24 protein-coding genes are annotated in these 22,354 nt (G+C 68.6%); 17 read left to right on the plus strand and 7 right to left on the minus strand.

Annotation, left to right across the window (positions count from 1 at the left end):
* Positions 1–34 precede the first annotated feature (34 nt).
* Positions 35–991: a hypothetical protein gene (locus tag JL101_RS13365; protein WP_203095524.1), complete on the minus strand. Its 957-nt coding sequence runs from the start codon at positions 989–991 to the stop codon at positions 35–37.
* A 244-nt stretch (positions 992–1,235) separates the two neighbouring features.
* Between JL101_RS13365 and JL101_RS13370 the strand changes: the two genes are divergently transcribed.
* From JL101_RS13370 to JL101_RS13395, 6 genes are all read left to right on the plus strand, one after another.
* Complete coding sequence (locus JL101_RS13370; RefSeq protein ID WP_203095525.1) at positions 1,236–1,604, plus strand: DUF6152 family protein; 369 nt, start codon at positions 1,236–1,238, stop codon at positions 1,602–1,604.
* Entirely contained in the window at positions 1,604–2,101 is a 498-nt protein-coding gene (locus JL101_RS13375; RefSeq protein WP_203095526.1) for a hypothetical protein, read from the plus strand. The genes JL101_RS13370 and JL101_RS13375 overlap by 1 nt, the downstream gene beginning before the upstream one ends.
* Before the next feature lie 44 nt (positions 2,102–2,145).
* Positions 2,146–2,907, plus strand: a complete 762-nt coding sequence (locus JL101_RS13380) for an aspartate carbamoyltransferase (protein ID WP_203095527.1) — start codon at positions 2,146–2,148, stop codon at positions 2,905–2,907.
* Positions 2,907–4,130, plus strand: a complete 1,224-nt coding sequence (locus JL101_RS13385; RefSeq protein ID WP_203095528.1) for a dihydroorotase — start codon at positions 2,907–2,909, stop codon at positions 4,128–4,130. The genes JL101_RS13380 and JL101_RS13385 overlap by 1 nt, the downstream gene beginning before the upstream one ends.
* 28 nt (positions 4,131–4,158) lie before the next feature.
* Positions 4,159–4,791: a glycerol-3-phosphate 1-O-acyltransferase PlsY gene (gene plsY / locus JL101_RS13390; protein ID WP_203095529.1), complete on the plus strand. Its 633-nt coding sequence runs from the start codon at positions 4,159–4,161 to the stop codon at positions 4,789–4,791.
* Positions 4,792–4,868: 77 nt separating this feature from the next.
* Positions 4,869–5,693, plus strand: coding sequence for a universal stress protein (locus tag JL101_RS13395; RefSeq protein WP_203095530.1), 825 nt, complete (start codon positions 4,869–4,871; stop codon positions 5,691–5,693).
* A gap of 54 nt (positions 5,694–5,747) precedes the next feature.
* On the opposite strand, the gene JL101_RS13400 is transcribed toward JL101_RS13395, so the two are convergent.
* The 5 genes from JL101_RS13400 to JL101_RS13420 all read right to left on the minus strand — a co-directional run bounded on the left by JL101_RS13400 (position 5,748) and on the right by JL101_RS13420 (position 11,148).
* Positions 5,748–5,924 carry a hypothetical protein gene (locus JL101_RS13400; RefSeq protein ID WP_203095531.1) on the minus strand — a complete coding sequence of 59 codons (177 nt, stop codon included), beginning with the start codon at positions 5,922–5,924 and terminating at the stop codon, positions 5,748–5,750.
* Positions 5,925–6,011: 87 nt separating this feature from the next.
* The gene (locus JL101_RS13405) at positions 6,012–7,481 is read right to left on the minus strand and encodes a sodium:proton antiporter (RefSeq protein WP_228435439.1); all 1,470 of its coding nucleotides are present in this window, start codon (positions 7,479–7,481) and stop codon (positions 6,012–6,014) included.
* Positions 7,482–7,579: 98 nt separating this feature from the next.
* A complete protein-coding gene (locus JL101_RS13410; protein ID WP_203095533.1) occupies positions 7,580–7,984 on the minus strand; it encodes a DUF1850 domain-containing protein in 405 nt (134 codons plus the stop codon).
* 3 nt (positions 7,985–7,987) lie between these two features.
* Entirely contained in the window at positions 7,988–10,090 is a 2,103-nt protein-coding gene (locus JL101_RS13415; protein WP_203095534.1) for a TRAP transporter permease, read from the minus strand.
* A gap of 89 nt (positions 10,091–10,179) precedes the next feature.
* Positions 10,180–11,148: a TAXI family TRAP transporter solute-binding subunit gene (locus tag JL101_RS13420; protein ID WP_323374732.1), complete on the minus strand. Its 969-nt coding sequence runs from the start codon at positions 11,146–11,148 to the stop codon at positions 10,180–10,182.
* Between the two features lie 165 nt (positions 11,149–11,313).
* Here JL101_RS13420 and JL101_RS13425 point away from each other — a divergent pair, with 165 nt between their 5' ends.
* The 11 genes from JL101_RS13425 to JL101_RS13475 all read left to right on the plus strand — a co-directional run bounded on the left by JL101_RS13425 (position 11,314) and on the right by JL101_RS13475 (position 21,120).
* Positions 11,314–12,039, plus strand: coding sequence for an SRPBCC family protein (locus JL101_RS13425; RefSeq protein ID WP_203095535.1), 726 nt, complete (start codon positions 11,314–11,316; stop codon positions 12,037–12,039).
* Positions 12,040–12,464: 425 nt separating this feature from the next.
* Positions 12,465–12,956 carry a (2Fe-2S)-binding protein gene (locus tag JL101_RS13430; RefSeq protein ID WP_203095536.1) on the plus strand — a complete coding sequence of 164 codons (492 nt, stop codon included), beginning with the start codon at positions 12,465–12,467 and terminating at the stop codon, positions 12,954–12,956.
* A gap of 21 nt (positions 12,957–12,977) precedes the next feature.
* Positions 12,978–13,772: an FAD binding domain-containing protein gene (locus tag JL101_RS13435; protein ID WP_203095537.1), complete on the plus strand. Its 795-nt coding sequence runs from the start codon at positions 12,978–12,980 to the stop codon at positions 13,770–13,772.
* Between the two features lie 76 nt (positions 13,773–13,848).
* The gene (locus JL101_RS13440) at positions 13,849–14,772 is read left to right on the plus strand and encodes an AAA family ATPase (protein WP_203095538.1); all 924 of its coding nucleotides are present in this window, start codon (positions 13,849–13,851) and stop codon (positions 14,770–14,772) included.
* A gap of 7 nt (positions 14,773–14,779) precedes the next feature.
* The gene (locus JL101_RS13445) at positions 14,780–16,039 is read left to right on the plus strand and encodes a vWA domain-containing protein (protein ID WP_203095539.1); all 1,260 of its coding nucleotides are present in this window, start codon (positions 14,780–14,782) and stop codon (positions 16,037–16,039) included.
* Positions 16,036–16,356 (plus strand): XdhC family protein, encoded by a 321-nt coding sequence (locus tag JL101_RS13450; RefSeq protein ID WP_202680265.1) that lies wholly within the window; start codon positions 16,036–16,038, stop codon positions 16,354–16,356. Before JL101_RS13445 ends, JL101_RS13450 begins: the two co-directional genes overlap by 4 nt.
* Positions 16,353–17,069, plus strand: coding sequence for an XdhC family protein (locus JL101_RS13455; protein WP_203095540.1), 717 nt, complete (start codon positions 16,353–16,355; stop codon positions 17,067–17,069). The genes JL101_RS13450 and JL101_RS13455 overlap by 4 nt, the downstream gene beginning before the upstream one ends.
* Before the next feature lie 7 nt (positions 17,070–17,076).
* Complete coding sequence (locus JL101_RS13460; protein ID WP_203095541.1) at positions 17,077–18,699, plus strand: NTP transferase domain-containing protein; 1,623 nt, start codon at positions 17,077–17,079, stop codon at positions 18,697–18,699.
* Between the two features lie 76 nt (positions 18,700–18,775).
* Positions 18,776–19,300 carry an ankyrin repeat domain-containing protein gene (locus JL101_RS13465; protein ID WP_203095542.1) on the plus strand — a complete coding sequence of 175 codons (525 nt, stop codon included), beginning with the start codon at positions 18,776–18,778 and terminating at the stop codon, positions 19,298–19,300.
* A gap of 48 nt (positions 19,301–19,348) precedes the next feature.
* Complete coding sequence (locus JL101_RS13470; RefSeq protein WP_203095543.1) at positions 19,349–20,587, plus strand: Zn-dependent hydrolase; 1,239 nt, start codon at positions 19,349–19,351, stop codon at positions 20,585–20,587.
* A gap of 101 nt (positions 20,588–20,688) precedes the next feature.
* Positions 20,689–21,120: an ArsC/Spx/MgsR family protein gene (locus JL101_RS13475; RefSeq protein WP_203095544.1), complete on the plus strand. Its 432-nt coding sequence runs from the start codon at positions 20,689–20,691 to the stop codon at positions 21,118–21,120.
* A 13-nt stretch (positions 21,121–21,133) separates the two neighbouring features.
* On the opposite strand, the gene JL101_RS13480 is transcribed toward JL101_RS13475, so the two are convergent.
* Positions 21,134–22,153: an SMP-30/gluconolactonase/LRE family protein gene (locus tag JL101_RS13480; protein WP_456115344.1), complete on the minus strand. Its 1,020-nt coding sequence runs from the start codon at positions 22,151–22,153 to the stop codon at positions 21,134–21,136.
* Between the last annotated feature and the right edge of the window lie 201 nt (positions 22,154–22,354).

The following is a 22,354-nucleotide window of genomic DNA, read 5'->3' on the forward strand; positions in this document are numbered from 1 at the left end:
CGTCGGATCGCCGCCCCGAAGGGCGCGTTCTCCCTCACTCGGCCGCGCAGGCAGCCATGCGGGTACGGCCCAGTTCCGCGCGCAGGTCGGCCACCTCGGCACGGAGTTGCTCGACAACCCTGCTCAAGTCATCGGCCGGGGGCTTGGCCGACGGGTCGCGCCCGCGAAGCTGGGCCAGTCCGTCGAGGATCAGCGTGCGGTGGACATAAAGGACGTAGCCCAGTTCGCCGCCGGTCCGGTAGGCGGCGGCAGCCTCGGCGCGGCGGCGCACCGCCAGCCAGATCCCGGCGCCGACATAAAGCGCGATGAGCAGGACCACGGCGGACGCCATCGCCGTGATCACGAACCCCAACGTGGCCAGGGTCTGCCGGAGCGGGCCGAACCAGCCGGCCGCCGTGTCGACCAGGGCGCCCACGGGTTCGCCGAGCCTCTTCACCTCGCCGACCGCCTTGCCGATCTCCCCCTGGGCCGCCTGGACGGCCCGGCCGATCGGGCCGCCCGGCCCCAAGGGGGCGAAGGCTTCGCGCAACGGGCCGATCGGGATGGTGACGGGCCGGTCGGGGATGCGGATGGCCGGAAGCGTCTCGTTGAGCAGCTTTCCCGTTTCCACGTCGATCTTGGCGAAGCCGGATCCGAACGAAACCGTGCGGGAGGGTACCTGGATCTGGCGCGCGCCGGCGAAGCCGAGCTGCCCCGCCTCGATCCGCAGATCCTGGATGCTTCCCAGCTTCACGAAAACCCCGTCGATCTGACCGTTCAGCCGGTCAAGGGTATCGGCCATCCCGCCATAGGTCCGGCCGATCGCTTCAAGCCTCGGTACGATCTCTGTGTTCACGGTCTCGACGACTGTCTCGATCCTATCGCGCGTCGCCTGCCCGGCATCGAATACCAGCTTGCCGGCGAACACCAAGCCGCCCAGGATCACGGCGGGGGGCGCCAGGGCCAGCGTCAGCAACGAAAGCCCCTTGAGCCTCACGGTCATGTTGCGCATGCCATCGCCTCCTCTGTTTCGAGGAGCGCACCAAAGCACAAGAGAAACCCTGGATTCAGTGAAACGCCTCACAATCTTCGACAGTAAAAGAAGAAATCGAATTGGATCTTCATGGATTTTGCTTCAGCGGATACTTTATCGAAAGGGGTATGCGAGAGGGCGCCGAAACCGCCGAAAGAACCGCTCCCGTCCGCTATCCAGCCCTATATTAGGCACATCGACAGTCCTGCACCGGGAGTTCCCGATGATCCTTCCGAACTCACGCAAGACGCTGGCCGCGGCGGCGGTCCTGCTCGTCCTCGCCGCCACGCCGGCCGCCTGGGCGCACCATGGCTGGGGTAGCTATGACAGCACGGCGCTGACGACCCTGGACGGCACCGTCCAGTCCGTGTCCTTCGCCAATCCCCACGCCTCGATCCAGCTCGAGTCCCAGGGCAAGACCTGGTTCATCGTGCTGGCCCCGCCGTCCCGCATGACCACCCGGGGGCTGCCGGACGGCACGTTGCGCCAGGGACAGACGGTCAGCCTCGACGGCTATGTCCACAAGGGCGAACCGGCCGAACTGCGGGCGGAACGGATCCGGGTCGACGGCAAGTCGGTCGAACTGCGCTGATGGAGCACGCCGGCACCGGGCCTGGCTGGGCTCTCGCGCTGGAGCATTCCGCGCTGGGCGAGACGCTCCGGCAGGCCCTCTGGCTCTATCCCGCCGCCAACGTCCTGCACGTGCTGGCGGTCGTCGCCATGGTCGGCAGCATCTTCGCCTTCGACCTGCGCATCATGGGCGTGGCGCGATCGCTGCCCCTCGCCGCGCTGGCGCGCCTCCTGCTGCCGATCGCCGCGGGCGGGTTCGCGGTGGCGGCCGTGACCGGCTTCCTGCTGTTCACCGCCGATGCCACGGCCGTCTGGAACAATCCGGTCTTCGTCTACAAGCTGGGCCTGATCGGGCTGGGCCTCGTCAACATAGTCGTCTTCCACCTGATACCCTGGCGGGGGGTGGAGACTTGGAACACCGACCTTCCGTCACCCGGCCTCGCAGTGGCAGGCGCCTTCGTGTCGGCCGCAGCCTGGGCGGGCACCGCGACCCTGGGGCGGCTGATCGCTTATTTCTAGGTGATTGCAGGGCGGGAACCGCGTCCTTATAGTCCCGCCCCATCATGACCTTCCCGCCGCGCGCTCCCGGTCGCCCCCGCCATCTGCTGGCCCTGCAAGGCATGGCGGCCGCGGAGCTGACAATCCTGCTCGACCGTGCCGACGATCCGCCGACGGATCGGCCGCTCGCCGGGCGCCGCGCCGGCGGCCTGTTCCCGGCCGGCGACGACTCCCTCCGGGCGGCGTTCGAAACGGCGGTGCGCCGCCTCGGCGGCGAGCCTTCCGGTGATGTTTCGGGCTGCGCGGCGGCGCTCGTCCGGCATGCCCGACCCGGCGGCGCCTCGTGGGTGGCGAGTCGCGCCCCTTGCGCGATCGTCAACGCGGGAGACGGCGGCCACGAGGATCCCGTCCACGCGCTGGCCGACGCTGTGGCGATGCGCCGCCGCCTCGGCGACCTGCGGGGCCGCGTGGTGGTGCTCGCCGGCGATATCCTGCACCACGGCGCGGCATTCTCCTCGATCCACATGCTGAACGCGCTGGGCGCCTTCGTCCGCGTGGTGGCACCGCCGACCCTGCTGCCGCCGGACATCGACCGGCTGGGCGCGGAAGTCCATCACGTCCCGGCCGACGGCCTTCGCAGGGCCGACGCGGTGGTCCGTTACCCGCTCGACGTCCGGCGGTCGCTCGGGACCCTCGTTCCGTCGCAGCGGGAGTTCGACGAGATCTACTGTATCGATGCCGGGGCGCCCCTGATCGAAGCCGATCAGGCGACCCTCGCCTCGGCGATCGCCGCCTGCCTCGACCACGTCACCCGCGAGGTCGCGTGATGGCGCGGCGCATGGCGTACCGGAACGCAAGGCTGCTGGACCCGGCCACCGGCCTCGATGCCGTGGGAACCTTGCTGACCGAGGGCGGGACGATCGCGGACTTCGGTCCCGGCCTGTTGGCCGACGGCGTGCCGGACGGGATCGAAGCAATCGATCTCGGCGGCCAGTGCCTGGCGCCGGGCCTGATCGACATGCGGGTGACAACCGGCGAACGGGAGGAGGCGACCCACGAGGCCGCCGCCGCCGGCGGCGTCACCGCCATGGTCTGCCTGCCGCCGGGCGGCGACGAAACCGGCTCCCCCGTCCGGGTCTACCGTTACGGCCGCGCCACCGATGGCGCGAGCGGCCTCGCCGAGATGGGGCTCGCCGCCCGCTCCGGCGCCCTGGCCTTCACGGACGGGGAAGCCGTGATCGCCGAGGCGGCCGTCATGCTCCGCGTGCTGCGCTATGCCGGCGCCCTCGGTCGCCCGGTCGTCCAGCACCCGGAGGAACCCAGCCTCGCCGAGGGCGGTCAGATGAATGCCGGCGAGGTGGCGACCCGCATGGGCCTGCCCGGCATCCCGGCCCAGGCCGAGGTCATCCTGATCGAACGCGACCTGCGCCTGGTCGAGCTGACGGGGACCCGCTACCATGTCGCCCATGTGTCGACCGGGGCGGCGGTGGATGTCCTGCGCGACGCCAAGCGGCGCGGCCTGCCGGTCACCTGCGACACGGCGCCGGCCTACTTCGCCCTGACCGAGACCGACGTGATCGGCTACCGAACCGCCGCCAAGCTGTCCCCGCCGCTTCGCGGGGAGATGGACCGCCGCGCCATCGTGGAAGGCCTCGCGGACGGCACGATCGACGCCATCGCCAGCGACCACAGGCCCCAGCCGGACGACCGCAAGGACGTTCCCTTCGTCGACGCCGCCTGCGGCATCGTCGGACTGGAAACCCTGCTGCCGCTGGTTCTGGAACTGGTCCATAACGGCAAGCTGCCGCTGCTGCGGGCCCTGGCCGCCCTGACCTGCAATCCGGCCGACCTGCTGGGCCTGCCGCTGGGGCGGCTCGCCCCGGGGCGAGCCGCCGACCTCACCGTCTTCGACCCCGACCGGCTGTGGCGGGTCGATGTCGCCCGTTTCCGAAGCCGCTCCCGCAACTCGGCTTTCGACCGTCGTCCCGTCACCGGCCGCGCCACCCGCACCATCGTCGGCGGCGTCACCGTCTTCGACCTGGACGCATGATCCCCTCGATCAACCGGAATTCAGCAGCATGCCCGATCCGATAAGCTGGGGTTTCTCCTGGCCCTACCTGCTCGCCGCCGCCATCGCGGGATATCTCCTGGGGTCGATCCCGTTCGGCCTGGTGCTGTCCCGGATCGCCGGCTACGGCGATATCCGGAAGATCGGTTCCGGCAATATCGGCGCCACCAACGTCCTGCGCACCGGCAACAAACCGCTCGCGGCCCTCACCCTGGTCCTGGACAGCGGCAAGGGCGCCTTCGCCGTGCTGGTTGCCAGTCAGTTCGGCCCCGACACGGCCGTGCTGGCGGGAGCCGGGGCGATGCTCGGGCACACCTTTCCGGTCTGGCTCGGCTTCAACGGTGGCAAGGGCGTGGCGACCGCCCTCGGCGTGCTGCTGGCGGTCTCCTGGCCCGTCGGGGTGATCGCCTGCCTCACCTGGCTGCTGGTCGCCTTCGCGCTCCGCTACTCTTCCCTGTCGGCACTGGTGGCACTAGGCATCAGCCCGCTGACCGGCTGGTACTTCGCGGGGCCGCAGGTAGGCCAGCTCTGCGCCTTCATCGCGGTGCTGGTCTATATCCGCCACCATGCCAACATCCGCCGCCTGCTCAAAGGCGAGGAGCCCAGGATCGGGTCGAAGAAGAAAGCGGAATCCGCATCCTGACAAGCGAACGTTGCCACCTCGCGGCACGGGGCGCTATCGTTACCGCCACAAATGACTCCGGGGAGAAGCGTCCAGCCATGCCGATCAAATCCATCCTGCTTCACATGGCCAACGACGAGCAGCACGCCGACCGCCTGCACCGCGGGATCGAGCTGGCCAAGCGCTTCGATGCTTATCTTGAGATCCTGTACATCGCGACTCCCGTCACGATGCCGGCCGGGATCACCGGCCGGGGCGCCTCCTACGCCTACCTCGCCGAGGCGACGGCCATCGCCCACGAGAAGGCGGAGGAGATCGAGCACGAGGTCAGGAACCATTGCGCCGACGTGACCTACTCCTTCCGGGTCGAGGAGGGCGACCACGTGGCCCTGCTGGCCCGGCGGACCCCGTTCGTCGATCTGGCCGTGGTCAGCCAGTCGCATCCCGCGAACCTGGAGGACCGCGTCCGGCTCCAGATTCCCGACCAGCTTCCGATGCAGGCCGTCTGCCCGACGATCGTCCTGCCGTGGGAGCGGCGGATCCCGACTTCCGGCAAGCACACGCTGATCGCCTGGAAGAACACGCGCGAGGCGGGTCGCGCCGTGCGCGACGCGATCCCCTTCCTGTCCGACGCCGCAGCCGTGACCGTCCTGACCATCGAGCGGCCGGGCAAGCCCGACTCGTCGGGCCAGGAGATCTGCGAATACCTGGTCAAGCACGGCGTCAATGTCGGCTTGCGCAACAACATCAACGACAACGACGCGAGCGTCGGCGAGATCATCCTGCAGGTCGCGCAGGAACTGGACTGCGATGCCCTGGTGATGGGTGCCTACGGCCACTCCCGCCTGCGCGAGCTGATCATCGGCGGGGTGACCAGGCATATCCTGGGCCACATGGACTTGCCCGTCCTGATGTCGCACTGACGCCTGGACGCCGGTGCCGGTCTCCTTCGCCGGCACCGGCGGTCGATGCGACGCCTAGGACTGGCCGGTTCCGGCCTTGCGTCCCTCGGCACCCTTCGCCTTGTTGTCCTGGCCCTGCCGCTCCGCCTCGATCCTGTTGCGGGCGTTCGGGCCGGTTCCGATCGGCTGCTCGTTCCCGTGGGTCGGCTTGCCCAAGGGATCGATCTCCTCGCTGTGCGTGCCTTTGGTCATGTGAGTCCTCCGGACCTCGGTTGCGGAACAGCCGGCCTCCGCCGGCCGGCACAGCCCCAACAGGACCCGTCGGCGCCCGTCACGCCCCTACAGGAAGAACACCACCGTCGTCAGCGCGAACAGGGGCACCAGGATCAGCCCCGACCATGCCATGTAGCCGAAGAAGCTGGGCATGTTGACTCCTCGCTCCTCCGCGATCGCCTTGACCATGAAGTTGGGCGCATTGCCGATATAGGTGTTGGCGCCCATGAACACCGCGCCGGCCGAGATCGCCAACAGCGTGTTCGGCACGTCGTGCATCAGGTGCATCGGGTCGCCGCCCGCCGTGTTGAAGAACACCAGGTATGTCGGCGCATTGTCCAGGAAGCTCGACAGGACGCCGGTCGCCCAGAAATACATGTAGTTGACCGGTTGCCCGTCCGGCGTCGTGACGGCGGTGACGATGCCGCTGAGCGCGCCGTCGGTTCCTGCGCGCAGGATCGCGATGGCCGGGATGATCGTCAGGAAGATCCCGGCGAACAGCTTGGCGACTTCCAGGATCGGGAACCAGCTGAAGGCGTTCAGCTGCCGGCTCTCGTTGCTGGTCAGCTTCAGCGACAACAGCGCGATGCCGATCAGCAGGACGTCCCGCGCGACGTTCTGGATGTCCACATGCACATGGTAAACCTCGAAACCGATGCCCGGCTTCCACACGCCGCTGAGCAGCACCGCGGCGACCACGCCCCCCAGCAGCAGGATATTGATCCCGCCCTCGATCCCCAGCTTCTCGGCGTCCCGGGGCTTCTCCTTCCGAGGCGGTTCCTTGGCATAGAGGAAGCTGTCCATGGCGAAGAAGATCGCCAGCAGGATTGCGGAGATCAGCGCCATGGGCAGCAGCATGTGCCGCGTCGTCCAGAAGAAGTCGACGCCCTTCAGGAAGCCCAGGAACAGCGGCGGGTCGCCCAGGGGTGTCAGCGACCCGCCGATGTTGGCGACCAGGAAGATGAAGAAGACGACCACGTGCACCTTGTGGCGCCGCCCTTCGTTGGCCTTCAGCAGCGGGCGGATCAGCAGCATGGCGGCCCCGGTCGTGCCCATCCAACTCGCGATCACGGTGCCGAGAAACAGCATCCCGGTATTGACCATCGGCGTGCCGGCCAGGCTTCCGGTCACCCGGACCCCGCCGGCCACGGTGAACAGGGCCAGCAACAGCACGATGAACGGGATGTATTCCAGCAGGACGGTATGGAGGACCTCGTAAAGGGCGAGGTCAAATCCATATGTCAGGGCGAACGGGACCAGGAAGGACAGCGCCCAGAAGGCCGATATCTTGCCGAAATGATGGTGCCAGATGTTCGGCGCGAGCAGCGGGAAGAGTGCTATGGAGAGCAGGATCCCCGCGAACGGCAGGACCCATATCAGCCCGAGCGCGGCCCCTTCCAGATGGGGGGCGCCGCCATGCTCCCCCACCGCCTCGGCCGCTGCCGCGAGACCGGGGAAGGTGAGCACGAGGCAGGAGATGATCAGCGCAACGAGGGCGCCGGGCGCACCCACGATGCGGCGGAGGGGTGCTGTCACGTCGCTTTCCATGAATCTCGGCAATTTTCGACAAGCCACTCGGTAAGGCGGCGGAGTATGCCGCCGGATAAGGGACAAGCCAAGCTGAAAGCCTGCCCTTATCCGGCCGGGCAGGCGAAAAGCGTCAGGGGCCGGTCCGTGACCCCGGTAAGGGCTGCCAAATCTTGGCAGCCCTCCGCGGAACAGAGGCGGTAGTCGGCGGTGAAGCCGGAATTGGCGAGGTCGAGGCGGTCGAGCGGCGGAACCCCGGGCCGGAAGACCCAGGAGCCGTCGACCAGCTTGGCGCCCTCCGGCACCTCCATCCCGGCGCCGCTGCCGCGCACGCGCGCCTCCTCGACCAGGAGGCGCCCGTCCGAAATGCGCCAGTCCTCGCGCCACTCGATCCTCTCGACCGAGTGGGTCCATCCCAGGGAGAAGGCTTCGACCGGAAGGCGCGCCAGCGGCGCGCCCGCGGATGAAGCGCCGGCCAGGGCGATGCACAGGGCGATCACGGGAGCCGCCATCGATCAGACGGTCCGGTCAACCCGCTGTCCTTCCACGGCCTTGCGCGTCCGCCACCAGTGGAACGCGACGAAGGCGGCGGACAGGGCAAGCCCGAGCTCGTCCGTGATCGGCAGGGCCACCACCAGCAGGAATGCAGCCGCCGTCGCCCAGATCCGCTCCAGCACGTTCAGCCGGGCCCGCAGATAGCCGATCGATGCGGCTCCCCATAGCCCGATCGAGATCAGCGCCTTCACGACGATGTAGACGGTGGCGATCGGGTCGTCGGTCTGGAGCATCAGGGCCGGCGCATAGACCGCCATGAAGGGCACGACGAAGCCGGCGACCGCTATGCGCATGCATTGCAGGCCGATCTGCAAACCGCCGGCCCGCGCGATCGGGGCGGCAGCGAAGGCCGCCAGCGCCACCGGCGGGGTCAGGTCGGCCATGATGCCGAAATAGAACACGAACATGTGGCTGACGATCAGCGGCACCCCGAGATCGAGCAGCGCCGGCCCCACCAACGAGCTGGTGATGATGTAGTTGGGGATGGTCGGGATGCCCATGCCCAGCACCAGGCAGGTCAGCATGGTGAGCACGAGGCTGAGGAACAGGCTGCCTTCGCCCACCGACACGATCACGCGGACGAAGTTCGATCCCAGCCCGGTCAGGGTCATGGTGCCGATGATCACGCCGACCAGCGCGCAGGCGACGCCGACGCTCAGAGCGTTGCGGGCACCCTCGGCCAGGCTCTCGATGGAAAGCTTCAGGGTTTCTCGCCCGCCGTGGGTAACCAGGTTCACCGCGATCAGCGCCAGGATCAGCAGGTAGACGGCCGTGATGCCGTACTGGAAGAAGGCGGATGCCGCGAATCCGAGCACGATCCAGAAGACGACGCGGAGTGCCAATGGTCCCAGCAGCGACGCGACCGACGTTCCCAGGATGATCAGGGCCGTCAATCCAAGCCCCACGGTGCCGGCGAACAGCGGCGTGTAGCCCGAGAACAGCAGGTACACCAGGACTGCCAGCGGCAGCACCAGGTACCATTTCTCCCGAATGGCGGCCAGGGGGCTGGGGCAGTCCTTCTTGGGCAGGCCCATCAGGCTGAGCCGGCCGGCCTCCAGGTGGACCATCCACAGCACGGTCGCGAAATACAGGATCGCCGGGATGATCGCCGCCTTGACGATCTCCACGTAGGGAACGTTGATCGTCTCGGCCATGATGAAGGCGACGGCGCCCATCACCGGCGGCATGATCTGGCCGCCCATGCTGGCTGTCGCCTCGACCGCGCCGGCGAAGGCCGGGCGGTAGCCGAAACGCTTCATCAGCGGGATGGTGAACTGCCCCGTGGTCACCACGTTGGCGACGCCCGAGCCGTTGATCGTGCCCATCAGCGCCGACGACACCACGGCCACCTTCGCGGGACCGCCGCGCTGGTGGCCCACGGTCCCCATCGCGACGTCGGTGAACAGGCTGATCATCCCGGCGCGTTCCAGGAAGCTGCCGAACAGGATGAACAGGAAGATATAGGTCGAGGACACGAAGATCGGCGTGCCGTAGATGCCCTCCGTGCCCAGGAACATCTGGTCGATCACCTGGTCGAAGCCGTAGCCGCGATGGTCCAGCGGCGCCGGCAGGTACTCGCCGAACAGCGCGTACGCCAGGAAGACGCCGCAGACGATCGGCAGGGCGATGCCCATGATCCGCCGCGCCGCCTCGAACACCAGCGCGATGCCGACGAACCCGACCACGATGTCCGTCGTGCTGGGATCGCCGGCCCGCAGCAGCAGATCATTCTCGAAGTACCAGTGGTAGAGCCCGATTGCGAAACCCAGGACGCCGATGGCCCAGTCCGTCCAGAACGCGCCGCCGCGCCCCCGCCGGAGCGAGGCGCACAGGGCGAAGGTCAGCAGCAGCAGGAAACCCACGTGCAGCGACCGGACCACGAGGCTGGACAGCGGCGTGTAGGATGCGGTGTAGACCTGGAACAGGGAGAAGACCACCGCGATCGCGAAGATCACCTTCCCGGTGGACGTAGACCTGTCGGTCGGCCCGGCATGCAGCGGACTGGAAGTCTCCGCCGGACCGTGGCCGGGCTGAAGGATCTCGGCTTCGGTATTGGCCGCCATGCGGCTTTACCTCCGGAAGGCGTCGGAAAGGAGCGGGACGGACGCCGCCCCCGGGATCGCCCCGGGAACGGCGGTCGGCTTCGGCATCGTCACTTCAAGATGCCGGCTTCGCGGAAGTATTTCTCGGCACCGGCATGCAGCGGGATCGGCATGCCCTTGACGCCCTCTTCGGGCTTGATGTCCTTGGCCGTCGCATGGGCCGAGGCCAGCGCCCCCAGGTTCTCGTACATCGACTTGGTCATCTGGTAGACCAGGTCGTCGCTGACGCCGGTATGGGTCACCAGGAAATTGACGACGGCCGCGGTCGGCACATCCTCGGTCTGGCCGTCATAGGTGCCGGCCGGAATGGTCTCCGCCACGTAGACCGGGTTGCCCACGCCGGACACGACGTCGGCCGGGATCGGCACGATGGTGATCGGGTTGGTCGCGGCGAGGTCGCGGATCGAGGCGACGCCCAGGCCGGCGGACTGGAGCGTGGCGTCGATCTGGCGGTTCTTGACCAGCTCGACCGACTCGGCGAAGGGCAGGTACTCGACCTTGCCGAAGTCCTCGTAGGTCATCCCGGCGGCCTTGAAGATGGCGCGGGCGTTCAGCTCGGTGCCGGAGCGCGGCGCCCCGACCGAGACCCGCTTGCCCTTCAGATCCTGAAGCGTCTTGATCCCGCTGTCGCCGCGGGCGACGATCTGGATGAAGTTCGGATAGATCGCGGCCATGCCGCGGATCTTGGAAAGCTTGCTCTTGAAGCCGGCCTCCTCGTCGCCGGCCCACGCGGCGGCGACGGAGTCACCGAGCGAGAACCCCACCTCGCCGCGGCCCTGCTGGAGCAGGTTGAGGTTCTCGACCGACGCCTTGGTCGATTGGACAGAGGTCCGAGCCTCGGGGATCTTGTCCGCATAGATCTTGGAGAGCGCCACGCCCAGCGGATAATAAACGCCGCTGGTGCCGCCCGTCAGGACGTTGACGAACTCGTCGGCTCTCGCCCCGCCCGTCCCCGGCGCGGCCACGCCGACCGCCATGAATGCTGCCGTCGCGGCGGCAAGGAGCATCCTCTTCATCATCAACCTCCCGGACTTATGAATTTTTCTCACGCGCAATTGCGAGGGTAATCGCCGCACGGGCGATTTGCCACATAGAACAACAACACGCAACGGTGCTTGTCCGCCGCCTACCCGCGGATTACGGTCCCTCGGCCCAGCTTTCGGCGCGACGCGAGGAACGACATCATGGACATGACCGGAGAATACAGAATCTCCGCACCCCGTTCGCGGGTTTGGGAAGCGCTCAACGATCCCGAGATCCTGAAGCAATGCATCCCCGGCTGCGAGGAGATCCAGAAGCAGTCCGACACCGAGATGACCGCGAAGGTGACCGCCAAGGTCGGCCCGGTGAAGGCCAAGTTCGCGGGCAAGGTGACGCTCAGCGACATCAATCCTCCCAACGGCTACACCATCACCGGCGAGGGCAGCGGCGGGGCCGCCGGCTTCGGCAAGGGCGGGGCCAAGGTCAACCTCGCCGACGCCGGTCCCGACACGGTGCTGACCTACACAGCCCACGCCCAGGTCGGCGGCAAGCTGGCCCAGATCGGCTCCCGCCTGATCGACGGCACGGCGCGCAAGATGGCGGACGACTTCTTCGCCAAGTTCACCGAGGTGGTCGGCCGCCCGGCGGATGCGCCGGTCGCGGAACCGGCGGTGATCGAAGCGTCCAGGGCCGAAGCCTCCCCCGTCGTCGAGTCCCCGGCGGCTTCAGCTTCCCCGGCGGTCGAGGACACCCTGGTGCAGCCGGCCGCCGCCCTGAGCAGCGAGACGGCGGCCGTCCCGCCGCCGGCACCCGCCCGGACGGAAGCTCCGGCACCCGCCACGGCCGAGCAGAGCCGCGGCCTGCAGCCGATGATCTGGATTCCGCTGGTCATCGTCATGGTCGGCGCCCTTCTCTGGGTTTTTACCTGATCCCCGGCCGCTTCAAGGCCTGACGCATTGCGGTGAGCGCAGCATCAGGCCACATGAACGTGCGACTTCAACCCTGTTGAGCTACAACTCAAAGTTGTCGCTTGAGATAGTCGTATACCCGTAGGTCGGGTAGAGCGAAGCGGCACCCGGCCTACGGTTGTTGAACCATGTCGGCCAGCCGAAATGAGAAAGAAACCGCAGCGGAGTTTACCCGTGATTCCTACCGCGGATAAGGCTGATATGGATAAACAGCACCTGACCCGCCCGGTACCCACCGCGGAACTGCCGCCGGGATCGCTTGACCTGCCCAACCCGCTCTCATAGCCTGTCATGCGGAATTGTTGCCGGTGGAACAAGGCAGTGGAACAAGCTGCCGCCCGGCAGGCGGAACTATCGTCGGGTCGGCCAACAAGGGGGAGAGACTCATGCCAACCGTTTCCTTGCAGGTTAACGGCAAGTCCGTATCGCGCGAGGTCGAAGGGCGCACACTGCTGGTGCAGCTTCTGCGCGACCATCTCGGACTGACCGGCACCCATGTCGGCTGCGACACCAGCCAGTGCGGCGCCTGCGTCGTCCATGTGGACGGCCGCTCGGTCAAGAGCTGCACCATGCTGGCGGTCCAGGCCGAGGGCGCGGAAGTCACCACGATCGAGGGCCTGGCGGCGGCCGACGGCACGCTGCACCCGATGCAGGCGGCCTTCCGCGAGCATCACGGCCTGCAATGCGGCTTCTGTACGCCCGGCATGGTGATGAGCGCCGTGGACCTGGCGCAGACCCACGGGCAGTTGGACGAGACGACCGTCCGCGAGGGGCTGGAGGGCAACATCTGCCGCTGCACCGGATACCACAACATCGTCAAGGCCGTGCTGGCGGGGGCGGAGGCGATGCGCGCCGGCGTTCCCAAGGCCGCCGAGTAAGCGGCGGGGAGGGACAGAGCCATGTACGCATTCGAGTATCACCGCCCGACGACGCTGGCCGAAGCCGCCCAGCTCGCTTCCGGCAACGAGGACGCCAAGATCCTGGCCGGCGGCCAGACCCTGATCCCGACGCTGAAGCAGCGTCTGGCCCAGCCGAGCGACGTGGTCGACCTGGGGGGCATTGCCGAGTTGCGCGGCATCTGCGAGGACGGCGACACCCTGGTGATCGGCGCCACCACGCCGCATGCCGAGGTGGCGGCGAGCGCCGTGGTCAGGCGCCTGATCCCGGCGCTGGCGAAGCTGGCGGAAGGGATCGGCGACGCCCAGGTGCGCAACCGCGGCACCCTCGGCGGGTCGATCTGCAACAACGACCCCTCGGCCGACTATCCCGCCGCCCTGGTCGGGCTGGGCGCCACCGTCCGCACCACGACGCGGAAGATCGCGGCGGAGGATTTCTTCACCGGCATGTTCGAGACGGCGCTGGAGCCGAACGAGATCGTGACGGCGGTGTCCTTCCCGAGGCCGGGCAAGGCGGCCTACGTCAAGTTTCCCAACCCGGCCAGCCGCTACGCCACGGTCGGCGTGTTCGTCGCCGAGACCGGCGGAGGGGTCCGGGTGGCGGTCACCGGCGCCGCGCCATCGGTGTACCGCTGGACCGAGGCCGAGCAGGCCCTGTCCGGCGGCCTGAACCCGGCGGCGCTGGACGGGCTGACGGTCGATCCCGACGGGCTGAACGCCGACATCCATGCCAGCGCCGAGTACCGGGCCAGTCTGGTCAAGGTCATGGCAAAGCGGGCGGTCGCGGCCAGCGCCTGAACATCGACGCGATGCAAAGCGCAAAGGATCCCCGGACGTCCGCCGGACCCGACATCCCATTGAGATCACCGAGATCATGACAAATCCCCTGCCCGCCTCCGTCGATGAAACACTGGAGCTGCTTCAGCGTGGCGATTACGTCGCCGAGCGGTCGCTGGCGACGGCCCTCTATCTCGCCCTCAAGCTGAACCGCCCGCTGTTCCTCGAAGGCGAGGCCGGCACCGGCAAGACCGAGATCGCCAAGGTGCTGAGCGCCACGCTCGGCCGCCGGTTGGTCCGGCTGCAATGCTACGAGGGCCTGGACGTCGCCTCCGCGGTGTACGAGTGGAACTACGCCCGCCAGATGATCGAGATCCGCCTGGCCGAGGCGACCGGCGAGAAGAGCCGCGAGAGCCTTGGCGGCGACATCTTCTCCCCCGAGTTCCTGATCAAGCGCCCCCTGCTCCAGGCGCTGGAGACCGGGGCCGACGGCCCGCCCGTCCTGCTGATCGACGAGCTGGACCGCACCGACGAACCATTCGAAGCCTACCTCCTCGAAGTGCTGTCCGACTTCCAGATCACCATCCCGGAGATCGGCACGATCAAGGCGGAGCAGCCGCCGACCGTCATCATCACTTCCAACCGCACGCGCGAGATCCACGACGCTCTGAAGCGCCGCTGCTTCTACCACTGGGTCGATTATCCGGACGCGGCCCGCGAGCAGGACATCCTCCGGGTAAAGGCGCCGAACGTGCCCGAGCACCTGTCCCGCCAAGTCGTGGGCTTCGTGCAGCGCCTGCGCGGCATGGACCTGTTCAAGCTGCCCGGCGTCGCCGAGACCCTGGACTGGGCGCAGGCCCTGACCCAGCTCGACCGGCTCGAACTGGACCCGGACACGATCAACGACACGCTGGGCACCCTGCTGAAGTACCAGGACGACATCGCCAAGATCCAAGGCAGCGAGGCGAACCGCATCCTGACCCAGGTCAAGGCCGAGCTGTCCGCCGCCCACCCGGCCTGAGGCCGCCATGGTCCAAGACACAAGCGACAGCCAGCCGGACATCCAGATCGACGGCGGACGCCTGTCCGCCAACATCATGCATTTCGCCCGCTGCCTGCGCGCCGCCGGTCTTCCCATCGGCCCGGGCAAGGTGCTCCAGGCGCTGGAGGCGGTGGAGGCCGTCGGCATCGGCAACCGCCGCGACTTCTACTGGACGCTGCACGCAGTCTTCGTCAACCGCCGTGACCAGCGCGAGCTGTTCGACCAGGCGTTCCACGTCTTCTGGCGCAATCCCGACATCCTGAAGCGCATGATGGCGCTGCTTCTCCCCACCCTGAAGGCGGACCTGAAGCAGGAAGGGCCTGAAATGTCGCGCCGGCTAGCCGAGGCGCTGCAAACCAACAAGCCGAAGCCCGGAGAGGGTGACGGCGGCGAGCAGGACCAGGAGATCGAGATCGACGCCTCGCTGACTTGGTCCGACCGCGAGCTGATCCAGACCATGGATTTCGAGAAGATGTCGGCGGCCGAGATCGCCATGGCGAAATCGGTCATCAAGCGCATGACGCTGCCGATCATGACCGTCCCGACCCGGCGCTTCCAGCTCAGCCACCTGGGCCGCCGCGCCGACCTCCGGGCGACCCTGCGGCAGACGCTCCGCTCCGGCGGCGACGTGATCGACCTCGCGACCAAGCGGCGGCGGGAACGCCACCCGCCACTGGTCGTCCTGTGCGACATCTCCGGCTCCATGAGCCGCTACTCGCGCATGCTGCTCCACTTCCTGCATGCGGTGACCAACGACCGCGACCGGGTCCACACCTTCCTGTTCGGCACCCGGCTGACCAACGTGACGCGGTACCTGCGCTACAGGGACATCGACGTGTCGCTGGAGAAGGTTTCCGGCGCGGTGCAGGACTGGTCCGGCGGCACCCGCATCGGGCGGAGCCTGCACGAATTCAACCGGGTCTGGTCGCGCCGGGTCCTGGGCCAGGGCGCCGTCGTCATCCTGATCACCGACGGGCTGGACCGCGACGCGGCCGAAGGGCTGGGCGAGGAGATCGAGCGGCTCCACAAGAGCTGCCGCCGTCTCATCTGGCTGAACCCCCTCTTGCGCTACGAGGGGTTCGAGCCGAAATCCAGTGGCATCAGGGCCATCATGCCCCATGTCGACGATTTCCGACCGGTCCACAACCTGGCAAGCCTCGCCGACCTGGCGAAGGTGCTCGATCATGTCGGACCCCGGCGCCACGGCGGCATGGCGCGATGGCTAGCGGAGGTGGCTTCAGCATGACGTACGAAAACAACATCCCCGAGATCGCGGCGGCGCTGCGGGCCGAGGGAAAGCGCGTAGCACTGGCGACCGTGGTCTCCACCTGGGGCTCCTCCCCCCGGCCGGTCGGCAGCCAGCTGGTGGTGGACGAGACCGGCGCCATGCAGGGCTCCGTGTCGGGCGGCTGCATCGAGGGGGCCGTCGTCCACGAGGCCATGCAGGCCATGCAGGACGGCGAGCCGCGCATGCTCAGCTTCGGCGTCGCCGACGAGCAGGCCTGGGAAGTCGGCCTCGCCTGCGGCGGCAAGGTCCAGGTCTATGTCGAGGCGGTGGAATGAAGACCGACATCCTTCAGCGCCTGGTCAGGGCGCGCGCCGAGAAATGCCCGGTGGCCCTGGTCACGGACCTGGGCTCCGGCCTCCAGACGCTGGTCCACGATGACGTCACCCACGGCGGCTTCGGCCTTGACCGGGAGGAGCTGGCCGAAGTGCGCCGCTTCCTCCGCGAGGACCGCAGCGGCATCGTGGAGATCGGCGACGCCCGACTGTTCATCCACTCGTTCAACCCGCCGCTGCGGGTCATCATCATCGGCGCCGTCCACATCGCGCAGGCCCTGGCGCCGATGGCGTCGCTGGCGGGATACGACGTGGTCGTGGTCGATCCGCGCCGGGCTTTCGCGACCGACGCGCGCTTTCCCGGCATCTCCATGAACGGCGAATGGCCCGACGACGCGCTGAACCAGCTCGCGATCGACGGCCGCACCGCCATCGTCACCCTGACCCACGATCCCAAGCTGGATGATCCGGCGCTCCACGTGGCGCTCCGCTCCCCGGCCTTCTATGTCGGCTCCCTGGGCAGCCGGAAGACCCACGGCAAGCGGGTGGACCGCCTGCGCGAGGCCGGCTTCACCGAAGCCGAGATCGCCCGCATCCACGCTCCCGTCGGGCTCGCCATCGACGCCGTCACGCCGGCCGAGATCGCGCTGGCGATCATGGCCCAGATCACCCAGGTGCTGCGCCAGGAACCGTCCTCCGCCGCGGCGGCGGCCTGACCGGACCATGCGCTTCGGTCAGGTCTCCCCCGCCGGCGCGGTCGGCGCCATCCTGGTGCATTCCGTCCGGGCCGACGGCATCGCCTTCAAGAAGGGGCGGCTCCTCACCGCCGAGGACGCCGCCGCCCTGGAGCGCGCCGGCATCGGGCTGGTGACAACCGCCAGGCTGGAAGACGGCGACGTGGGCGAGGACGCTGCCGCCTCCCGCATCGCCCGCGCTGCCGCCGGTCCCGGCCTGGACGTGGCAGCGGCCTTCACCGGCCGGGTCAACCTGTTCGCCACCGCGCCGGGAGTCTGCGTCGTCGACGTGGACCGGTTGAATCGGCTGAACCTCCTGGACGAATCGGTCACCGTCGCGACCCTGCCCGCGTCGGCGCCGGTCGAGGCTGGCGGGATGGTCGCGACCATCAAGATCATCCCCTTCGCCGCTCCCGAGGACGTCGTCTCCCGGGCCGAAGCGATCGCCGCCGACGGCGGGCCGCTGATCCGCGTCGCCGCGTTCCGTCCCCTGCGCGCCGCGCTGGTCCAGACCCGCCTGGCCGGCATGAAGGAATCGATCCTGGACAAGACGGTCGGCGTCACCCGCGACCGGCTGGCCGCCATCGGCTCCGAGCTGGCGGGCGACATCCGCGTCGATCATGACGAAGCGGCGGTCGCCGGCGCCGTCGCCGAGGCCGTATCCTCCGGCATCGACCTGCTGCTGATCGCCGGCGCTTCCGCCATCACCGACCGGCGGGACGTCCTTCCGGCCGGCATAGAGCGGGCCGGCGGCGAGGTCGAGCATTTCGGCATGCCGGTGGACCCGGGCAACCTGCTGCTGCTGGCGCGCGCCGGCGGCATCCCCGTCCTGGGCCTTCCCGGCTGCGCCCGATCGCCCAAGCTGAACGGGTTCGACTGGGTGCTCCAGCGGCTGGCCGCCGGCATCCCGGTGACCCGGCGGGACATCATGACGATGGGCGCCGGCGGCCTGCTGACGGAGATCCCGACCCGCCCCCTGCCCCGGGCCTCCACGCCCGTGGCCGAGCCGCAGGCTCCCCGCGCTCCGCGCATCGCGGCCTTGATCCTGGCCGCCGGCCAGTCGCGCCGGATGGGCGCGCTGAACAAGATGATCGCTGATGTGGACGGCAAGCCGATGGTGGCCCACGTGCTGGAGGCCGTCATCGCCTCCCACGCCGGTTCCGTCACGGTCGTCACGGGCCACGACCCGGAGGCGGTCCGGGCCGCCCTGGCCGGCCACGAGATCCGCTTCGTCCACAATCCCCACTACGCCGAGGGGCTCAGCACCTCGCTGCGCGCCGGCATCGCGGCCCTGCCCGACGATGCGGACGGCGTGCTGGTCTGCCTGGGCGACATGCCGCGGGTCGGAGCGGAGACGCTGAACCGCCTGATCGCCGCCTTCAGCCCGCAGGAGGGCCGCGCCATCTGCGTTCCGACCGTCGCGGGCAAGCGCGGCAACCCCGTGCTATGGGACCGCCGCTTCTTCGCCGAGATGCGGGACCTCGCCGGCGACGTGGGCGCCAAGCACCTGATCGGCCTCCACGCCGACCAGGTCTGTGAGGTCACCATGGACGGCAACGGGGTCCTCCTCGACATCGACACCCCGGAAGCGCTCCAGGCCCTGAATTCTTGAAGATCCCGAAGGCCGATGGGGCGGAAGACCGCCGTCGGCCGTTCCATCCGGGACAGGCAGACCAGGGAGAACCCACATGCAGAACCAACAGCCCCCGCAGATGGACGAGGAGACCCTCGCCTTCCTTCTTCAGGTCTTCCAGACGGTCAGGGCGGGCCAGGCGGCGGAACTGCACGAGTATCTGGTCCGCGGCCTGCCGCCGAACCTGCGCAACGAGAAGGGCGACAGCCTGCTGATGATCGCGGCCTATCACGGCCACGCCGACACGGTGCGGGAGCTTCTCGACCATGGCGCCGACATGGAGATGGCGAACGACCGCGGGCAGACCCCGCTGGCCGCCGCCGCCTTCAAGGGAGACGTCGGGATCGTGCGCATGCTGCTGGATGCCGGCGCCGACGTGGATGGCTGCGGCGACACCGGCAGGACGGCGCTGATGACCGCCGCCATGTTCAACCGGACCGAGATCGTCGACCTGCTGCTGGAACGCGGCGCCACGATCGATCGGGTCGATGCCGGCGGCCACACCGCCCAGGCCGCCGCCGAGGCCATGAACGCACCCGACACGCCTGGACAGCTTGCCCGCGCCGCCGCGCGTGGCTAGACCGGGCATTCCGCTCCTCCCGATCCCTTACGCGCCCAGGCCCGCCCCATGACCAGCATTCCCTACATCGACGAAGCCCGCCTCTGGAAACGCCACATGGCGATGGCCAAGATCGGCGCACTGCCGGGCGGCGGCGTCAACCGCCCGGCCCTCTCGCCCGGCGACGCCCAGTCGCGCAGCCTGCTGGCCCGGTGGGCGGAGGAGCTGGGATTCTCCGTCGCGACCGATCCGATCGGCAACCTGTTCGTCCGCCGCCCGGGCACCGACGACTCGCTGGCCCCCGTGATGAGCGGCTCCCACCTCGACACCCAGCCGACCGGCGGCAAGTTCGACGGCGCCTTCGGCGTGCTGGCGGCCTTCGAGGCGCTTCAGGCGATCCACGAGGCGGGGATCGTCACCAAGCGTCCGATCGAGGTGGTGTCCTGGACCAACGAGGAAGGCTCCCGCTTCCAGCCCGGCTGCTCCGGTTCATCGGCGTTCACCGGGGCGATACCGCTCGACCGCATCCTGGCGGCGGTGGACCGCGACGGGATCGCGGCACGCGACGCCCTGGCCGCCGTCCTGGCGAGCGAGCGCGGCATGGCGGTGCGTCCCCTGGGCTTCCCGGTCGCGGCCTACCTGGAGTGCCACATCGAACAGGGGCCCAGGCTGGAGGAAGCCGGAATCCCGGTCGGCATCGTCACCGGCATCCAGGGCTCCCGCTGGTTCGCGGTCGAGGTGCTGGGCGACGAGGCCCATGCCGGAACCACCCCCCGGCGCAACCGCCGCGATGCGCTGGTGGGGGCGGTCGCCATGGTGTCGGCGCTGGAACGGCTGATGCACGACGAGGAGGACCGCGTCCGCTTCACGGTCGGCCGGTTCGAAGTCCAGCCCGGCTCGCCCAACACCATCCCCGGCCGGGTTTTCTTCACCATCGACTTCCGCCACCCCGAGGCATCGACGCTGAAGCGTCTTGGCGACCAGGTGGACGCGGTCTGCCGGGCCCACGCCGGCCCCTGCGCCGTGACCATCGAGGAGACCTTCCACAGCCTGCCCACGGAATTCGATCAGACCGTGGTCGCCGCGATGCGCGGCGCCGCCGAACGGCTGGGCATCCGGACGCTGGACCTATCGTCGGGCGCGCTGCACGACGCCAAGTTCCTCCAGGACGTCTGCCCCAGCGGCATGCTGTTCGTTCCCTGCGAAGGCGGCATCAGCCACAACGAGGCGGAGAACGCCAAGCCGTCCGACCTTGCCGACGGCACCCGAGTCCTGGCCGAAGCCCTGGTCACCCTCGCCAACGCCTGACGGCTTCGAAGCCGGGTGCGACGCATGGTCCGAGGGGCGGCGCGGGATGCGGCGGTGCACAATGCCCGTCGCACCCCGCACATCCGACCGGAGAGCCCCCGATGGCCGAAGTCCTGTTCTACGCCAAGCCCGATTGCCCCGCCAACGCCAAGCAGAAGACCCAACTGGAAGCGGCCGGCCACACCGTCGTGGCCCGGGACCTGCTGTCCGAGCCCTGGACCCCGGAGACGCTGCGGCCCTATTTCAACGACCGCCCGGTCGAGGAATGGTTCAACCGCTTCGCCCCGGCGGTCCGGAGCAAGGAAGTCGTGCCGGCCGACCTGGACGAAGCGGCGGCGCTCGACATCCTGATAAAGGACCCCGAACTGATCCGCCGCCCGCTGATCCAGGTGGGGGACCGGCGCGAGGTCGGCTACGACCCGACCACCCTGAACGCCTGGATCAGCCTGATTCCCGTCTCCGACGGCCTCTCCTGCGAGGAGAAGCACGCCCAGGGCCGCTGCGACCACGGCCATGGGCACCATCACCACTGAAGCAGGCCGGCGCTCAGGGATCCTGGGCGCCGCGCGTGTTCACGTACACCGCGTAGAGCGACGTGCTGCCGGTCATGAACAGGCGGTTCTTCCGGGGACCGCCGAAGCAGACGTTGGAGCAGATCTCCGGCAGGTGGATCTTGCCTATCAGCATGCCTTGGGGATTGAAGACGTGGACGCCGTCATACCCCTCCCCGGCCCAGCCGGCCGAGGCCCACAGGTTTCCGTCAACGTCGGTGCGCATGCCGTCGGCGGCACCGGCGCCCATGTCGGCGAAGACCCGGCCGTTGGTCAGGCGCGTGCCTTCCGCCACGTCGAAGACGCGGATCTGCTTCGGCCCGTTCTCCCCCGTGTCGGCGATGTAAAGCTTCGTCTGGTCGGGTGAGAAGCACAGCCCGTTAGGCCGCCGGAAATCGCCGGCCACCACGGTCGCCCGTCCCGTGGAGGGGTCCAGGCGATAGACGTTGGTCGGCAATTCGAACTCGGCCTTGCCGCCCTCGTAGTCGCCCAGGATGCCGTAGCCGGGATCGGTGAACCAGATGCCGCCGTCGGAATGGACCACGGCGTCGTTCGGGGCGTTGAGCCGCTTCCCCTCGAACCGGTCGATCAGGACCGTGATGGTGCCGTCGTACTCCGTCCGCGTGACCCGCCGAGCGCCGTGCTCGCAGCTGATCAGCCGGCCCTGCCGGTCGCGCGTGTTGCCGTTGGTGTAGTTGGACACCGGGCGGAACACGCTGACCGCTCCCGTCTCCTCGGTCCACCGCATCAGCCGGTTGTTGGGGATATCGCTCCACACCAGATACCCGCCATCGCGGAAATAGACCGGGCCCTCCGCCCAGCGAAGCCCCGTGACAAGGCGCTCGACGTTGGCGTTGCCGATCCGGTACTTGGCGAAGCTCGGGTCCAGGACCTCGATCGCCGGGTCGGGATACCGCACCGGTTGCGGATGGCCCCAGTCGCGGGCCAGGACGGGGCCTGCCGCGAAGGCCGCCGCCGAGGCGGCCCCGGCTTTCAGAATCGTTCGCCTGTCCATATTCATGGTGTTTCCTCCCGTGTTGGCAGCAGATTTTCGCGCTGCATTCTCTGGTTGACCAGGGGAGGATCGCATCCGATCGCCGTCCTGGCGATATGCACAGTCAGCCTAAACCCGTTCGAATTCTCCCCGGCCTTGCGGGGGAACTAGTCGCATCCTTGATGGTTGTAGGGCAACGCGGGTGCGACCCGCGACCTTCAA

Origin of the sequence: Skermanella rosea (genome assembly GCF_016806835.2) — a bacterium.
GTDB classification, from domain to species: Bacteria; Pseudomonadota; Alphaproteobacteria; order Azospirillales; family Azospirillaceae; genus Skermanella; species Skermanella rosea.